The 15,476-nt window shown below is 66.1% G+C and carries 15 protein-coding genes and 3 pseudogenes; 10 read left to right on the plus strand and 8 right to left on the minus strand.

What is annotated here, in order from left to right; all coding sequences use genetic code 11:
• Positions 1-4 precede the first annotated feature (4 nt).
• The 5 genes and pseudogenes from DTA22_RS00960 to DTA22_RS00980 form a co-directional block, all read left to right on the plus strand.
• Positions 5-736, plus strand: coding sequence for a hypothetical protein (locus tag DTA22_RS00960; protein ID WP_112298236.1), 732 nt, complete (start codon positions 5-7; stop codon positions 734-736).
• Between the two features lie 102 nt (positions 737-838).
• Positions 839-1,096, plus strand: a complete 258-nt coding sequence (locus tag DTA22_RS00965; RefSeq protein WP_174233726.1) for a hypothetical protein — start codon at positions 839-841, stop codon at positions 1,094-1,096.
• Positions 1,097-1,225: 129 nt separating this feature from the next.
• Positions 1,226-2,629: a phenylacetate--CoA ligase family protein gene (locus DTA22_RS00970; protein ID WP_112298830.1), complete on the plus strand. Its 1,404-nt coding sequence runs from the start codon at positions 1,226-1,228 to the stop codon at positions 2,627-2,629.
• 117 nt (positions 2,630-2,746) lie between these two features.
• On the plus strand, positions 2,747-3,064 hold the full coding sequence (locus DTA22_RS00975; RefSeq protein ID WP_037233771.1) for a chorismate mutase: 318 nt from the start codon (positions 2,747-2,749) through the stop codon (positions 3,062-3,064).
• Positions 3,065-3,218: 154 nt separating this feature from the next.
• Positions 3,219-3,512, plus strand: a pseudogene (locus tag DTA22_RS00980) (hypothetical protein); the annotation flags it as partial.
• Positions 3,513-3,542: 30 nt separating this feature from the next.
• Here DTA22_RS00980 and DTA22_RS00985 read toward each other — a convergent pair.
• Positions 3,543-4,043, minus strand: coding sequence for a DoxX family protein (locus tag DTA22_RS00985; protein WP_063748230.1), 501 nt, complete (start codon positions 4,041-4,043; stop codon positions 3,543-3,545).
• A gap of 176 nt (positions 4,044-4,219) precedes the next feature.
• On the opposite strand from DTA22_RS00985, the gene DTA22_RS00990 reads away from it, so the two are divergent.
• Entirely contained in the window at positions 4,220-5,146 is a 927-nt protein-coding gene (locus DTA22_RS00990; protein ID WP_112298238.1) for an LLM class F420-dependent oxidoreductase, read from the plus strand.
• An 11-nt stretch (positions 5,147-5,157) separates the two neighbouring features.
• Here DTA22_RS00990 and DTA22_RS00995 read toward each other — a convergent pair whose 3' ends face one another.
• From DTA22_RS00995 to DTA22_RS01020, 6 genes and pseudogenes are all read right to left on the minus strand, one after another.
• Positions 5,158-5,544 carry a hypothetical protein gene (locus tag DTA22_RS00995; protein ID WP_009472745.1) on the minus strand — a complete coding sequence of 129 codons (387 nt, stop codon included), beginning with the start codon at positions 5,542-5,544 and terminating at the stop codon, positions 5,158-5,160.
• Positions 5,545-5,670: 126 nt separating this feature from the next.
• Positions 5,671-6,459 (minus strand): ABC transporter permease, encoded by a 789-nt coding sequence (locus DTA22_RS01000; protein WP_112298239.1) that lies wholly within the window; start codon positions 6,457-6,459, stop codon positions 5,671-5,673.
• Positions 6,456-7,303, minus strand: a pseudogene (locus DTA22_RS01005) (ATP-binding cassette domain-containing protein); the annotation flags it as partial. The pseudogene DTA22_RS01005 and the gene DTA22_RS01000, both read right to left, overlap by 4 nt.
• Positions 7,304-7,359: 56 nt before the next feature.
• Positions 7,360-8,238 (minus strand): DUF4097 family beta strand repeat-containing protein, encoded by an 879-nt coding sequence (locus DTA22_RS01010; RefSeq protein ID WP_112298240.1) that lies wholly within the window; start codon positions 8,236-8,238, stop codon positions 7,360-7,362.
• Between the two features lie 51 nt (positions 8,239-8,289).
• Positions 8,290-8,805, minus strand: coding sequence for a toxin-antitoxin system HicB family antitoxin (locus tag DTA22_RS01015; protein WP_112298241.1), 516 nt, complete (start codon positions 8,803-8,805; stop codon positions 8,290-8,292).
• Between the two features lie 101 nt (positions 8,806-8,906).
• Positions 8,907-9,947 (minus strand): sigma-70 family RNA polymerase sigma factor, encoded by a 1,041-nt coding sequence (locus DTA22_RS01020; protein ID WP_245973506.1) that lies wholly within the window; start codon positions 9,945-9,947, stop codon positions 8,907-8,909.
• A gap of 80 nt (positions 9,948-10,027) precedes the next feature.
• Between DTA22_RS01020 and DTA22_RS01025 the strand changes: the two are divergent.
• Positions 10,028-10,641 (plus strand): annotated as a pseudogene (locus DTA22_RS01025) (thiamine pyrophosphate-binding protein); the annotation flags it as partial.
• 275 nt (positions 10,642-10,916) lie between these two features.
• On the opposite strand, the gene DTA22_RS01035 reads toward DTA22_RS01025, so the two are convergent.
• Entirely contained in the window at positions 10,917-12,287 is a 1,371-nt protein-coding gene (locus DTA22_RS01035; RefSeq protein ID WP_245973258.1) for a serine hydrolase domain-containing protein, read from the minus strand.
• Between the two features lie 196 nt (positions 12,288-12,483).
• Between DTA22_RS01035 and DTA22_RS01040 the strand changes: the two genes are divergently transcribed.
• The 3 genes from DTA22_RS01040 (at position 12,484) to DTA22_RS01050 (ending at position 15,476) form a co-directional block, all read left to right on the plus strand.
• Positions 12,484-13,539: a cupin domain-containing protein gene (locus DTA22_RS01040; protein WP_112298242.1), complete on the plus strand. Its 1,056-nt coding sequence runs from the start codon at positions 12,484-12,486 to the stop codon at positions 13,537-13,539.
• Between the two features lie 551 nt (positions 13,540-14,090).
• Complete coding sequence (locus DTA22_RS01045; protein ID WP_245973257.1) at positions 14,091-14,390, plus strand: hypothetical protein; 300 nt, start codon at positions 14,091-14,093, stop codon at positions 14,388-14,390.
• 366 nt (positions 14,391-14,756) lie between these two features.
• Entirely contained in the window at positions 14,757-15,476 is a 720-nt protein-coding gene (locus tag DTA22_RS01050; RefSeq protein WP_112298243.1) for a hypothetical protein, read from the plus strand.

Genomic DNA, 15,476 nt, shown 5'->3' on the forward strand with positions numbered 1-15,476 from the left:
ATCCATGGGGGATTCAGGAGTCGACGCGATCGCGATCTACCACGCAGCAAACCAGCGAATTACACCGATGGTGGCGCTCGACTACAGCGTGGAACCCGGCACGCAGCAACCCTTGCTGCGGAAGTTGGCGGGACGCGGATGGCGAGATCCCAGCCCCGTCTTCGATGGCGTCGACGGCTTGACGTCGGCAGTGCTGTCGTTGCGATCGGTCGACGGGCGCACCCTGTTGATCGAGGACGACACGGACGTTCTCTTCGAAGGTGTCGTCGTACCCCCGCACGGGTGGATCGACCATGTGCGAGCCCTCGGCGCAGTCGGCGTGGTCGCCGGAGCGGGCATCACCTCGACGCCCGACTGGGAACGGCAACTCCCCCGGTTGGCCCGCGAGAAGGAACTGCTCGGTTCGGTTGCCACGGTCACCCTCACGAACGCCTTCGGCAGAGAAGATTTCAACGCCTTTGCCTACGAGGTGATCTCGGCATTGCGGCCGGCACTGCCTCCCGCGGCGCTGCACGACACGGGCTTCGCGCTCGAGGACGACCGGCCCCAGCGCGCGGTCGTCGAGGTCGTAGCAAGTGCGGCGAGACACCGGGTGGTCGTCCCCGCACGAATCTTCGACATGCTCCACCGCCGCGCCACAGACCGCACCTCGTTCGGGTGGAGGGACTCCCGAACACTGAAACGGCTCCTGCGAAAGGTTCGCACCGACGAACGCGAACCGGCCGCCGAACTCTGAAGGCCCGGGCCCCGTTACGTTGGGATGGTGCCTCTCCGCTACCACGTCACCTCCGTGCTGAATCGTGCATCCATTTCGCGCTACGGCCTGGACTGGAGCCGAATGGGTGCTGCCCCCGGTATTGCCGGCAGCCGGCGGCCGGAGCAGGAGGGTTGCTTTCTCGCCGCCGACGAGTGGGAACGCGACTGGTTCATTCAGATGAACAACACGGGAGGGGCGGTCGACGTGTGGGAGGTCCACGGGATCAACGCTGACGACCTGATCCAATCTCCAGAGGGCCACTACTTCTTCCCCGCTGTCATCCCAGCCACCGAACTCCGCTTGATACAACGAGATCTACCCCCGGGCCGGCGGGGCTGACCCGCTGAGAGACTTGTGGGCACCGAACTGGGTTCGCGCACGTGCCTGACGGCCGGTGCGTCGTTGTGCAAAACTCGGAAGGGTACGTACGAACGTGGTGCGCCGAACCACCGTGATGCGGAGGGCTTCATGTCCCGATCGGTTCCCGGAAGTGCGTCGGAAGACGCGGAGCACACGGCGTACGCGTGTGTGCGCGCCGGCCAGGTGAAGGCTGTGCAGGCCGCCCTCGAGGATCACATGGGACGCCTGGATTGGTCGAGAGAACAGATCGAGCGCTACCGAATCGAGCGGCTGCGGGCCCTGCTCGCGCACGCACGCGAGCGGTCGCAATTTCATGCCCGGAGACTTCGTGGTCTCGATCCGTCCTCGGCCTCGCTCACCGACCTGGCGTCGCTGCCGATGATGACGAAGCAGGACGCTCAGGACGAGTGGGATTCGATCGTCACGGTTCGCAACCTCGATCGCGAACGGGCCGAACGGATTCTGGCCGAGCAGCAATGGTTTTCGTACACGCCGGGCGACGAGCAGATCTTCAGCTCGGGTGGGTCGAGTGGTGTCCGGGGCGTCTACGTCTGGGATTGGCAGTTCTACGTTTCGGCGGCGTGCCTTGCCTGGAGGGTCCAGGCGCGCGAGGAACGGCGAGCGTCGTCGGCGCCGTCGTGTGCGCGACTTGCCGTACTCGCGGCCGGCGTCCCCCCGCATGCGAGCACCCCACTGTTCGATGTGCCGACCGCACCGGGGATGGAGACCGTCGTGATCCCGGCGGGCGCACCGTTCGACGAGGTCGTCGCCGCGGTGGCCGCTGCCCGGCCCACGCACCTGGTGGGCTACGCGACGGTGATCGGACAACTTGCCCGAGCGGCAGTGGCGGGTGATCTCGACATCAGCCCTGTGCGGGTGAGCACAAACTCCGAACCTCTGTTGGACGAGGACCGGCAGGCCATCCGCGACGCCTGGTCGGCGCCGATTCACAACCTGTGGGGGTCGACCGAGATCGGTGTGCAGGCCGTGGGGTGCGGATACGGCGAGGGCCTGCACGTGTGCGAGGACGAGGTTGTGCTCGAGCGTGTCGACGAGAGTGGTGCTCCGGTTGCAGCCGATGTGCCCGCGGCGCGAACGCTCGCCACGGGCCTGGCCAACCGGACGTTTCCCTTCATCCGTTACGACCTCGGCGATCAGGTCACGTTGCTGCCGGGTAGGTGCGCATGCGGAAGCGCGTTCGTGCGCGTCGCCGACATCGGCGGGCGGCGCGACGACGATTTCCGGTACGGAACGACGACCGTGCCCGCGAGCACGTTTCGTTACGTCCTCGGCGCAGATCCGCGCGTGTCCGAGTACCAGGTCAGGCAGACGGCCGACGGAGCGGAGATCTTCGCGGTCGGCGACCCCGACGTCTCCGCGCTGACGTCGGCCGTCACCGTGGCGCTGCGCCGGCAAGGATTGTCCGATCCGCAGGTGCGGATCGAGGTCGTCGACCAACTGCAACGTCATCAGGCGAGCGGGAAGCTGCAGCGGTTCATCGCACTGCGATAGGCCGCAAGTGCCTCGTGGCACGCCCAGGGGTCGGCAATCTCCACCCCAGGGTGTCTGTCTTCACGGTCGCTCCCGTCCGAGGATGGTCATACACGGTCACCCAGACGAGGAGCAACGATGACGGACACCGATTTCGGGGCAGTCACCGAGAACGCCGCAGGCGCAGTCTCCGACGGCACAGATCTGGCACGCGTTCACGCCGAGATCGCCCGCCTCGACGCGGAGATCCTGGACGCGGTCAATCGCCGCCTCGCTCTCGCACAGCTCGCGGCTCGAACTCGGGTCGAGTCCGGTGCACCGATGGTCGCCCTCGGCGGGGAGACGGACGTGATCCGCCGATATCAGGACGAACTGGGACCCCGAGGCTCGCTGCTGGCCCTGGAACTGCTCCGGCTGGCGCGGCCACCCTTCTCGTCGACGTACCGGACTCGGTAGCCGCAACAAGAACCCTCACCTCGGTCGATACCGAGCACGAGAGCAGTGCCCAGCAGTCTCCGTGACGCTGGGCACTGTTCGCATGTCCGAGGCAATCCGGGACGGCACCCATTCCGCGTGTGTGGTGCCGAACGTGTAGGCGAGCCGACGATGCGACGCCCTCACCCAAGTCCCACAACAGATTCAGAACTCGATGATCTCCGACACCCGCGTTCGCCTCCGAACGCACCCTGCTCGAACGATCGAACAGAATCCAGTACGGCACCTGCTGACCCTCCCGATCGCCGACGGCGGCGTCCTGGCGGATGCGACCGCTGCGGCTGTCGAGCTGAAGGCGGCACTCGAACAGCTCCGCGACGCCCAGCGGCGGGGCGACTTCAGTGCGTTCGGTGCCGCCCTCGACCGCCTCCAGCAAGCGGTCGATGCCTACCTCACCTCCGGGGGATGACGGTCATCGCCCCGGCTCACGAGAAGCTGTTCAGGCGTTCACCTCACGCGATTCGGTGGTAGGTCCATGATCACCGGCGGTGCCATCGACGACGTCGTCCGACTGCGCCGCGCGCCCACCGCCAGCAATGACGCGATCGAGCGAGAGAGCACCGGCGCCGAGGAAGATCATCAGGAACAGGGCCCAGCAGAAGATGGCCGAGAGTTCACCATTGTTCTGGATGGGGAGGACACCGTCCGGCTGGTGACTCCAGAAGTAGGCGTAAGCCATCGAACCCGAGGCAATGAACGCGGCGATCCGCGTCCCCAGACCGAGGAACAACGCGGCGCCACAGACGAGTTGAATGACTGCGCCCCACCAGCTCGGCCAGGCACCCACCGCTGCGGTATGCCCGCCATGAGGTGCGGTCGGCCACGCGAACAACGTCGACGTGCCATGGCAGAAGAACAAGAAGCCGATAACCACACGAAAAGCCGCGATGGCGTAGTCGACACTGGGGCCGTGAAGGCGTGAAATGCTCTTAGTTGTCACATCGCAGAAGATAAGGCATGCCTGCCCTAATCGTTGCTCGACCACGCCGGTGCGACACAGCGACGTGGGAAAACTCATCCATTTGTGGCGAGCATCACATTCACCTTCATGCGGTTCCGGATTCACTCACTGCATTCGGTCACCGGCCGAGCCACTTCGGGTGCATCGTGAAGTCCATGCGTGATTTCAGATTCTCGTTCAACATCTTCGGCTTCGAATCCCGCGACGCCCTTCTCGACCGATGCCGGCTCGGCGAGAGCGCCGGCTACGACACCGTGTTCGCCGCGGACCATCTCGGCGCCCCCGCTCCGTTTCCGCTGCTGGTGGCCGTCGCCGATGCCACACGCTTGCGTGTCGGAACTCTGGTGCTCAACGCACCGTTCTGGAATGCCGCCCTCCTCGCCCGCGAGATCGCGACGACGGACGTCCTCACCGACGGAAGGCTCGACATCGGACTCGGTGCCGGACACATGAAGTGGGAGTTCGACGCTGCCGGTATCGAATGGAAAGCCCTCGGCGGACGGGTCGAACAGTTGTCGGACATGGTCGATGGCCTACGCACCTTCTTCACCGCGGATCTCGACGAGCTACCCGAGGGCCGCGCCCTGCCACGACCGTTGCAGCGGCGCGGATTCGGCGGCTCGGGCCCGCCGCTGATCATCGGCGGCACCGGCGACCGGGTGCTGCGCATCGCGGCGGCACACGCAGACATCGTCGGTGTCGCGGGAGCATTTCAGATTCCGGGCCGACCCCCGGGCACCTTCCGACTCGCCACCGCGGACGAGACCGCCGAGCGAATTCGCTTCGTGCGGGAGCACGCCGGAGCGAGAGCCGAAGACATCGAGTGGCATCTGCTGGTCCAGATGGTCGTCGAGACGGACGACCGCCGGGCCGCGGCCAACGAGATCGCGGACCGGCTCGGTGGGACGATGACGGTCGACGACGTCCTCGACACCCCGTATGTCCTCGTGGGAACCGTGGCGGAGATGGCCGCGCAACTCCGACGCCATCGGGAGCGCTACGGTTTCTCGTACATCACCGTCCACGAACCGTATCTGGAGCTGTTCGCGCCCGTGATCCGTCTACTCCGCGAACAGAGTTGACGGACAACGACTCACGGCGTGTTGATGTATTCCTGGATGGCCTGCTGCGCCCGGGGGTTGCCCTGTCCGATACCGACGATCGCGCCGGTGATCGCCCCGATCGGTGTGCCGATGATGCAACCGGCGAGACTGCCGGGGAACATCGAGATACATCCGACGCCGAGACCCATGAGCGCACCGATCGCCGTACCGGCCGCTCCCCCGTTGGCCCAGCCGACGCCGAGCTCGTTGAGCATGTTCTCGAGGGCCTTCTGCTTGTCGACCTCGTGCCTGCCGGGGATGGCCAGGGCCGGCGTCCCCGTGTTCGGTACTACCGGGTCGGCGTGGGCCGTACCTGCCCCGAGTGTCACCGTCGCTGCGACGAGGACCGACGCTGCCGATTTCTTGATCAAGTTCATCGCGATCCCACCCTGCTGAAGAAGGAAAAACCGGTTCCGACTGTAACCTGCGGCTGCATCATCGGTGGCGAAACCGCGGCATCGGAAGACTACCTCGGCGATTGCCCGCCGGCACGGGTGAAATGTTCAGCTCGTGCGCCGGTTGAACAGTCTTTGCGCCCACGGGTAGCCGAACAGCGCGATACCGACGCTCCAGGCGATCGCGAGCGCCGCGCTGCTGCCGATGGGCCCGCCGAGCAGCAGTCCGCGAACGGTCTCGATGACGGGGCTGAACGGCTGGTACTCGGCGAACCAGCGGAGGCCGGCAGGCATGGAGTCGGTGGGGACGAATCCGCTGCCGAGGAAGGGCAGCAGGACCAGCACCATCGGGAGGTTGCTCGCCGTCTCGATGCTCTTGGACACGAGCCCGAACGCGACGGACAGCCAGGTGAGCGCAAAGGTGAACAGTGCGAGCACCGCCATCGCCGCGACCCACTCGCCGAGCGCGGCCGTGGGCCGGAAGCCGATGAGCACAGCGACACCGACGACCACCACGAGGCTGATCAACGTCTGGATCATGCTGCCGATGACGTGCCCGGTCAGGACGGGCACGCGCGCGATCGCCATGGTGCGGAACCGGGCGATGATGCCTTCCGTCATGTCCGTGGCGACCGAGATCGCGGTTCCCTGCGCGGCGCTGGCGACAGTCATCAAGATAATTCCCGGTGCCACATAGTCGACGTAGGCACCGCGTCCGCCGGCAGGATCACCGAGTCCCGCTCCCAGCGTGCCGCCGAAGACGTACACGAACAGCAACAGTAGGACGATTGGCATCCCGACGAGAATCACCGTCATCGACGGGTACCGGATCCTGTGCCGGAGGCTGCGTCGCAGCATCGTCGCCGAATCGGTCAGCGCGTAGCCGATTGTCGTCATCGGAGGCTATCTTTCCTGGTTTCGGTGCGCTCGGTGAGCGCGAGGAAGACGTCGTCGAGATCGGGCGTGTGGACGGACAGGTTCTCGACCTCGATCGACGCGAGGTCGAGCCGATCGAGCAGAGACCGCAGCGCGTGCACGCTTCCGTCGCTGGGAACCTGGAGGGGAGCGCTTCCTCGTCCCGGCTCGCGTCCCCGAGCACCCGGGCGGCCGCGTCGAGTTCGTCCGCACCGGTCAGGTGCAGGGTGACGTGACCGCCCGGTACGAGTCGCTCGAGCTGTTCGGGTTTGCCCTCCGCGACCAGCCTGCCGCCGTCGAGGAGCGCTATCCGGTCGGCTTCCTCGAGGTACTGCGTGGTGAGAAAAATCGTCACACCGTCGGCCACGAGTTCTCGGATGATCTGCCACATCGTGCGGCGGCTTCGCGGATCGAGACCCGTCGTCGGCTCGTCGAGGAAGATGATCCGGGGATCGCCGACGAGGGTCATCGCGAGGTCGAGCCGTCGACGCATGCCACCGGAGTAGCTCCCGGCCGGCTTCGCGCCCGCCTCGGCGAGATCGAACTGCGCGAGCAGTTCGGCGGCGCGCTCCCGCCCCGCATCTCGGCCCAGGTGGTGCAGATCGGCCATCAGTATCAGGTTCTCACGGCCCGTGAGGAGGTTGTCCACCGCGGAGAACTGGCCGGTGACACCGATCGTGGCGCGGACTGCGTCGGGCTCACGGGCGAGATCGTGACCCGCGATACGGATGTCACCGCCGTCGGCATCGATGAGGGTGGACAGAATCTGGACGATGGTGGTCTTGCCGGCACCGTTGGGCCCGAGGAGCGAGAAGATCGTTCCCTCGCGACTTTCGCAGTCCGGTGGCCGTTATCGCTATCGGGTGGTGGTCGACGCTGTCATCACTCTGCCTTTCGACTGGTTGACTTCTGGGAATTCGCGCGGCGAATCACGATGTCGCCGAAGCTGGTACGTGCACGCACATCGACCTTCTCGTCGACCGATTCGGGGCCGTCCACGGAGTCCAGGTGGTTGTGCACCTTCCCGAAGGACGTGTGGGCGTCGAGCCGGGCAGCGGTTCCGGAACGGATGCCGATCTCGATTCGGCCGCACGCGGTCTCGAGCGACGCCGCGCCCCGCACCACCTGCCCGATGCGGATGTCGCCGTTGGCGGTTGCGGCCGTGAGGTCGGCGCGGGCGTCGTCGACGGAGATGTCCCCGTTGGCCGTCTTCACTCGCAGTCCGCCGCCGATCGCGCCGATCCAGTTGTCGCCGTTGGAGTTCTTGATCACCGCGCTGCCATCGATCTCGCCGAGTCGGAGCTTGCCCGACCCTGTGCTCACGTCCGCATCTCCCGCGACGTGTTCCACGACGACCGTTCCCGCCCCGGTGTGCACGTCGAGCGCGCCCGTGCCGCCCAGCTGAACGTCACCCGTCGACGTCGTGACGCGGCACGCACCGAGTCGGCCGGTGCCACGGAACGTCGCAACCGACGCCTCTCCCTCGACCTGGGAGCCGGTCGGCAGCGCGATGGTGACATCGACGGACCCGGTCTTGCCGAACAGGCCGAGACCACGTTGCTTCGGCGCCTTGACCAGCAGGCTGCCGGCGGAGAATTCGACGCGGGTCTGCTCTGCGGCGTGGACGTCCGCTTCCCGGGAGCCGTCGCTGGGGCGGACGTCCACGACGGTGTCGTCGCGGTCGCTCGCCGTGATGCGCGCGTCACCGACGACGAGCTCGATCGTGGCCGATATCGGTGCCGGGGTGCTGAATGTGGGCATGGTGATCCTCCGGAATGTGGTGGTGGCGAGAGTCGGTGCGGGTCGGACGGGCTAGCGCACCCAGCCCGTGAAACGGTCGCTGCCGCGTGGTGCGCGCCGTTCGGAGCGGCGACTGTCGCCGTCGGACTCCAGCGCGGCGGCCGCGGACCGGACGAGCCAGGCGTTCACCGACAGTCCGGCCTCCCGCGCCGCCTCCTCGACGCGATCCTTGAGATCCTGCGAGAGACGGAGATTGATCCGAGTCATGGCGCCGTCGTCGACTTCCGGTGTTCGCGGCGGTGACACCTCCGGCGACGCGGCCGGCTCGTCGAATGAGTGCTCGACGGGCGCGGGAGTGACGACGAAGCTGGGCTCACGTCCGCGGAGACGAAGATCCACCGAGCCCGGTGCGAGGTCGCGGGTTATTTCGCTGGCGGCCGCCGACAACGCGTCCAGCAGTGCGAGCCGGACTCCGGCTTCCAGAGGTGCGGTGAGTCGCTCGGCCAGGGCCCGGGCGTCCTCTCCCCCGGCCTCGGCGGCTACCGCCAGTTCGTGGCGGAGGGAAGCGACATAGGGTGTGAGATCCATGGTGCCATCATGGCATCACAATGGCACCATCGCAATGATTCACGGGAAACTCATGCGCCATTGTGATGCCTCGGTGGCGCAGGGTGGTCTCCGACCGCAGGTCAGGGCAACGATTCCGGCAACCCGAAGGGCTCGAAATGTTCCGGCCCGAGGAACGAGGTCAGGTCCGCGATCTTGGTGCCACGCAGGGTCAGCACGGTGATCGACCATCGGAGGTGGGTGCCGGCCTTTTCGTCCCACAGATAGAAGGCGACGGCCGGCTGGCCGTTCGCACTCACCGGGAGGTGACGCCACGAACCGCACCCCGTGAGCGGAACCCGGACCGCGAAATCGGTCACCGCGGTCAGACCGCGGTACCAGTGCGCCATCGGCGGCATCGACCAGGTGACGTCCTCCGTGAGCAGGGCAACCAGGGCGTCGGCATCACCGCGTTCCAATGCCGTGGAGTACCCGGCGACGATGGCACGCAGACGCGTGTCGTCGATCTGTCGCACAGTTTGCGCCTGCGTGACCGGCGGAATCTTCTCGGCGACGATCGCCCGCGCCCGCTGCAGCGCGCTGTTCACCGACGCCGTCGACGTGTCCATGGTGTCGGCGATCTCGGCGGCGGAAAAACCCAAGACCTCGAAGAGGAGCAGAGCCGCACGCTGATTGCCCGGCAGATGTTGCAGTGCCGCAACGAATGCCAGTTCGACAGCCTCGCGTTGCTCGTACCGCGCGGCCGGCCCCGCCGAACCGGCGGTCAGACCGGCGTCGGCGTAGGGACCCAGCCAAGCCACTTCCGTGACCGGAACGTCACCGATGACGGCCCGGTCACTGGACGGGCCCAGGTCGACGGGCAGAGCCCGCCGACCGCGTGATTCGACGGCGTCCAGGCACGTGCGCGTCGCGACGGTGTAGAGCCACGAACGCAGCGTGCTGCGACCTTCGAACCGCGCAAAGCCGCGCCACGCCCGCAACAGAGCATCCTGCAGCGCGTCGTCGGCGTCGTGACTGGAGCCGAGCATGCGGTAGCAGTGGGCGTGCAGTTCACGGCGCAACGGTCCGATCAGGCGGGTGAACGCGGCGTCGTCTCCGCCGCGGGCGCTGACCAGGTCGGCATCCTCGGCTTCCGCCGCCGCGTCGGGTGTTCGTGCGGACATGTCGGTCACAAGGGACGATTCTGCCCGACTGCCGCGCTCGTAGGCCGAAATCATTCCCACTACGAAGGCTGGTGAGCCCGATGGCTGACGACAAGACCGTGCACTCCGTCACCTACGATCCGCTCCGATCGCTAGGTCTGACAACGGTGTTCGGAAACCCAGGTTCGACCGAGCAGACGTTTCTGCAGGACTTCCCGGACGATTTCACGTATGTGCTCGGGTTGCAGGAAGCGTCGGTACTGGCGATGGCGGACGGCTTCGCGCAGTCGACGGGCGAGCCCGCACTGGAAAATTTCCATACCGCTGCGGATACCGGAAATGCGATGGGCAGCCTCGTCTCCGCGTACCGCGCCAGTACCCCGCTCATCGTGACCGCCGGACAGCAGACCCGCGAGATGCTGTTGCCGATCCGTATCTGGCCAACCGCGACGAAACGTTCATGCAGCAGCCCTGGGTCAAGTGGGCCTATCAGCCCGCACGGGCCGAGGATGTGCCCGCCGCGTTCATTAGCGCCTATGCGGTAGCGATGCAGCCGCCCATGGGCCCGGTGTTCCTGTCGATACCGCTGGACGCTTGGCACACGCCCGCCCTCGGGCCTGCGGTGATCAGATCGGTCAGCGAGCGAACGGCTCCCGACACGCAACGGCTGCGTAGCTTCGCGGGCCGGATCAATCGTGCGGAGCGTCCGCTCCTGGCACGGACGGTGTCCCCGCACGACCGCTGCTGATCACCGGTTGGGTCCGCGACGGGCATCCGGAACACGAAACTACCCGACTCGCAACCGAAATCGCTGCTGCCGCCACGCGGATCACCGGAATCCCGGCCGACCGGGTGTTGGTCGTCTTCCAGAGCAGCCCCGCCCACTACGCAGTCGAAGGCGGCCGCGTCCTTCCCGAGCCCGGCGATGTGAACAGGCGGCCCGGACGTCCTCACCTACGTCGAGGACGCCGCGCAGCACGCTCCACCACCTCACCTGGTGGTGGTCGGAGCCGGTGTGGGCGCCAGTGACAACCCGGCGTAGATCTCGTCGAGAACTGTGGGCAGCAAAGCGTTCGCCGTGGTCTTGCCCTCGGGCGACAGGGTCAGGTTCGTCCAGATCACCAACGTGACGTCGTTGTCCGGGTCGTAACCGATGAACGAGTTGAAACCAGGCAGCTCACCGCCGTGGTAGTACATCGAGGCGTTCGGCCCGAAACGCTGATAGCTGATGCCGTACCCGTACTGCTGCCCATCAGGTGCACTCGGATCCTCGGGTTGCAGGCTGTGGAGCCATTGCTGCTGGTACTCGGCATTCAGGACGTCGCCCGACACCAGTGCCCGGATCCACGTGGTCAGGTCGTCCGCGGTGGAAATGGCGCCCCCGGCCGCGGTGGCGTAGGAGGAATTCTGGTGGGTGTAGTCGAGGGGCTGGAGTGTCCCCGCCCGTGCGGCGGCCTGCATGTCGGCGGGATACTCCTCGTCGACCATCGCGTAGGACGATCCGCCGTACATGTAGCCGTGCGAGTAGCGATCCGGGATGGTCGCGGCGTCGTCGGCGGCGGGAAGCGAGGTTTGCTGCAACCCGAGGGGCCCGAACAATCGATCCCGGAATTGCTCGGCCAAAGGGCGCCCGCCGACCTTCTCTGCGATGAGACCCAGCACTGCGTAGTTCGTATTGCTGTACTCGTAGGACGTGCCCGGCGGGAATTCCGGCGGCTGCCGGAACGCGATATCCAGAACCTCTCGAGGCGTCCAAGCCTTTGCCGGGTCGGCATCCAGAGTGGCCGCGAATTCGGGCGAATTCGTATAGTTGTACAGCCCACTGCGCATCGTCAACAACTCTGCGACGGTGATGTTCTCGCCGTTGGGCACATCCGAAACGTAGGCGGACACCGGGTCGCCGAACTCGAGTTTGCCGTCCTGGGCGAGGAGCACGATGAGCGCCGCGGTCATGGTCTTGGTGTTCGAGGCGATCCGGAAATGAGTGTGCCCATCGGGCGGCGTCTGCGCGCCCAGTTCGGTTGTGCCGACCACAGCGTCGAAGTTCCCCTGCGGAGCGCGGAGTTGCACCACCGCGCCGGGGACGAGCAGTTCCTCGGCCGCAGCATCCACGGCGGCCTGGAAGGAAACCGGATCGATGGGTTTCAGCGCCGCCCCCGCTGGTGCGGTACCGGTCGCGGTCGTCGCGGCGGGCTGTGCACCGTGCGACGTCTGCGACGTCGTCTGCTCGGACGTGGTGGAACAGCCCGCGATCACCAGGGCAACGCCCACCGCGAGCGCAGTGAAAAGGGTGGTACGCGGTGCGCGGCGACGCCCTACGGCCGTCCGGCTCGGCGCGTTCTGCGCGGGGGAATCCGTCATCGTCGGCATAAACGCCTCCGCGGCAGGGTTCGATACCGCACCGATGAGCGGTACCAGCTGGGCAGATCTCCCTGTGCATCGTAACCCCGATGCCCCGCCCGTTCCTTTGACTTCACCGGAACAATCCTGCGTGGAACGACATACTTCTCCCTGTACGCGCGAACTGCTTCCCACCACCGACACGGAAGGCAATTCCATGAGCACGCGACGCAGCAGCCATAGCACCTCGCTGACCGACGGCGAGATCGTCGAGCAATCCGATCTCGGCTCGATCACCCGGATTACAGCGGACACGTTCCCGATACTGAAAGGAATGTCGATCAAGCGCGTGCTGATCAATCCCGGAGCGATGCGCACGCCCCATTGGCACGCGAACGCCAACGAACTCACCTACTGCGTGTCCGGAACATCGCTGGTCTCCGTTCTGGATACCGGCAGCACGTTCTCCACCTTCACGATCGGCGCCGGGGAAATGTTCCACATCGATTCGGGCTCGCTGCACCACATCGAGAACGTCGGCGACGATGTCGCGGAGTTCATCATCGCCTTCCGTAGCGAGCGGCCCGAAGACTTCGGTCTGGGCGCAGCGTTCGGCGCGATGACCGATGCAGTCCTCGGCAACACCTACGATCTGGACGCTTCGGATTTCACCAAGATCCGGCGTGACACCACCGACCGCTCCCTGGCGGCACGAATCGGCGATCCCGTGGTGTCACCGGCGGCCCGCTTCTCCGATGGTCACAAGTTCGCCGTCGAAGACCAGAATCCGACCATCAGCCTCGCCGTCGGATCCGCCCACCTGGCGCGCGTCCAGTTCTGGCCGGCGCTGAAAGATCTGTCGATGTACTCGCTGCGGATCCGCGAGGACGGGATGCGGGAACCGCACTGGCACCCGATCACTGCCGAGATGGGATACGTGCGCCGCGGATCAGCGCGGATGACGGTCATGGACCCGGACGGCTCCCTCGACACCTGGTATCTCGAGGAGGGTGACGTGTATTTCATTCCCCGCGCGTACCCGCACCACATCGAGGTCGTGGGATCCGAGGACATCCATTTCCTGATCTTCTTCGACCAGCCCACCCCCGGCGACATCGGATACCGCGCAGCGGTCAGCGCGTACTCCCGCGAAGTGCTCGCCGCCACGTTCGACACCCACATCGACGATTTGCCGAACTTCCCGTTCACCTCCGCCGACCCGCTCATCGTCACCCGTAACAACCCGCTCGACGAACGCGGCGTCGGGGAATAATCACCGACAGCATGTGTCGCACACCGAGACCGTTCCCGTTTCAAGAACTGCGCCGAGGGTAATTGCGGTGTATGGGCGCACGAGCGAGGTCGAGCGGCCGGGAAACACCGGCCAGGCCTGACAGTGGAGGAGACAACCTGACGGCAACCGCCGAGTCCAGGACGACGGCTCGGTCCTCCACGAGTGGGAAAAGCTCGACGCGGCCCTCCGAAGCACTCCCCGGACGGCTGCCACGAAGGCGACCGCTGCCACCCAGGCGACCGGCCGCGAAACCGACGTCCGCCGCCTCACCTCACAGCCTTCCTCGGAGGACGAAACCAGCGCCCCGATCGACGCGAACAAACGCCACCGCCGACACTGCGACGCCGACGACCCGGAAGCGTTCTCGAGACACTGGGTCCCGCGCAACGCCGGCGCACACCCGCCGGCGCGACCCGGTTGCGCAGAGTTCCGAAAACGGCCTGCTGTCGCATTCGGTGGAGGTCGTCAGTGAGTGGCTGAAAAACCATGCCCACCGTCTCGTGGACGCGGTGCGCGACCGCGGTGCGACGATGGCGCAGAATATTCGGCAGAAATTCCAGGATTGGATGGACACGCTCGTCGACGCGATTGCACACAACGATGCGGGAATGGGAGCCGGAATCGCAGCCGTTCGGGCCGCCCTGACGGGTAAGAATCCCGTGTGGGCCGCGATCAAAGCGCTGGTGTCCGGGTTGAGTGGCAAGGCTAAGGTCGCCCTCGTTCTCCTGCTGGTGCTCGGGCTGGTCCTTGCACCGGTACTGGTCGTGGTCCTGCTGCTGGTGCTCGTCGTCGCAGCTCTCGTCGCGGCGGTGCGCGCCGCCTCCGCGTGACGCCCAGCACGTATCCGGTAAAACACACTGCCGCTCAATCACTTTCGAAATTCGGTACTCAACTCGCAACTCGCGATACTACACATGGATGCGCTGACTCACGGGTGCGTCACGGTCACTGCGGCAGAAACGCGGGATCGTCCGCTCCCCCATCTCTCGGCAGGCAGCGAAGGGCCGCAGTCGCCGCGCGAAGTTACCTGAATCGAGTTTTCTGCTGTTGGTTGAGTGGCCCGCGGCTGGGGTAGTCGACAAGCGGCGCCTCTTACCGCGCACGGTTGTGCGAGACATTTCCGCGGACGGTTCTGCGACACATTGCCGGAGTGGGCGAGCGGTGCGCCGGTGACTACTCGGTAAAGGGGTTCGACGATGAAGACCAAAGGTCAGGTGGCAATGGCCGTCGGCGCGGGATACATGCTGGGCCGAACACACAGAATGAAGATGGCACTGATGCTCGCGGCTGCGGGTGCGACCGGACGCTTTCCCGGCGGGCCCCGCGACCTACTGGAACGCGGCACGAAAATGCTCGCGAGCTCCCCCGAGTTCGCCAAGATCAGCGACTCGGTGCGAGAAGAGCTGGTCAGTGCAGCGAAGGCCGCTGCGGTCACCGCCGCAAGCCAACGTATCAATTCGCTCAACAACCGGCTTCTGTCAGGCGGCGGAGAAGTCATCGACAACGTGGGCGACACCGTGGACGACACTGTCAGCGGTGTGGGCGGCTCGGTCGGCAAGCTCAGCAGAGTCGGAAAACTCGGACGTAAGCGGCGCGGCACGTCCCAGGACGAGGAGTACGACGAATCCGACGTCGACGAAGAGCCGGACGAGCAGTACGCCGAAGAGGACGAGGAGTACGAGGAGCCCGAAGAACCCGAAGAGGACGAAGAGGCCGCCGACGAGGAACCCGCCCCTCGCAAGCGCCCCGCCGCGCGTCGACGGACTTCCAGCAACGGTAGCTCCCGGCCGGCAGGCAGGTCGCGGACCGCGGAATCCGACGAAGACGACGATAACGAAGAGGCTCCTGCCCGCAAACGCAGGACGCGGGCCAAGGCCACGACGGACTCTGCGCCCGTCCGACGGGAACGGAGGTGA

The sequence above is a fragment of the Rhodococcus wratislaviensis genome, from assembly GCF_900455735.1.
GTDB classification, from domain to species: Bacteria; Actinomycetota; Actinomycetes; order Mycobacteriales; family Mycobacteriaceae; genus Rhodococcus_F; species Rhodococcus_F wratislaviensis.

Coding starts and splice junctions, on each gene's coding strand:
- DTA22_RS01020 (WP_245973506.1), bottom strand. CDS start 9,947: ATGTCCGCACGAACACCCGACGCGGCGGCGGAAGCCGAGGATGCCGAC.
- DTA22_RS00975 (WP_037233771.1), top strand. CDS start 2,747: ATGACGGACACCGATTTCGGGGCAGTCACCGAGAACGCCGCAGGCGCA.
- DTA22_RS01035 (WP_245973258.1), bottom strand. CDS start 12,287: ATGACGGATTCCCCCGCGCAGAACGCGCCGAGCCGGACGGCCGTAGGG.
- DTA22_RS01050 (WP_112298243.1), top strand. CDS start 14,757: ATGAAGACCAAAGGTCAGGTGGCAATGGCCGTCGGCGCGGGATACATG.
- DTA22_RS01045 (WP_245973257.1), top strand. CDS start 14,091: ATGGCGCAGAATATTCGGCAGAAATTCCAGGATTGGATGGACACGCTC.
- DTA22_RS01010 (WP_112298240.1), bottom strand. CDS start 8,238: ATGCCCACATTCAGCACCCCGGCACCGATATCGGCCACGATCGAGCTC.
- DTA22_RS01040 (WP_112298242.1), top strand. CDS start 12,484: ATGAGCACGCGACGCAGCAGCCATAGCACCTCGCTGACCGACGGCGAG.
- DTA22_RS00970 (WP_112298830.1), top strand. CDS start 1,226: ATGTCCCGATCGGTTCCCGGAAGTGCGTCGGAAGACGCGGAGCACACG.
- DTA22_RS00990 (WP_112298238.1), top strand. CDS start 4,220: ATGCGTGATTTCAGATTCTCGTTCAACATCTTCGGCTTCGAATCCCGC.
- DTA22_RS00965 (WP_174233726.1), top strand. CDS start 839: ATGGGTGCTGCCCCCGGTATTGCCGGCAGCCGGCGGCCGGAGCAGGAG.
- DTA22_RS00960 (WP_112298236.1), top strand. CDS start 5: ATGGGGGATTCAGGAGTCGACGCGATCGCGATCTACCACGCAGCAAAC.
- DTA22_RS01015 (WP_112298241.1), bottom strand. CDS start 8,805: ATGGATCTCACACCCTATGTCGCTTCCCTCCGCCACGAACTGGCGGTA.
- DTA22_RS00995 (WP_009472745.1), bottom strand. CDS start 5,544: ATGAACTTGATCAAGAAATCGGCAGCGTCGGTCCTCGTCGCAGCGACG.
- DTA22_RS01000 (WP_112298239.1), bottom strand. CDS start 6,459: ATGACGACAATCGGCTACGCGCTGACCGATTCGGCGACGATGCTGCGA.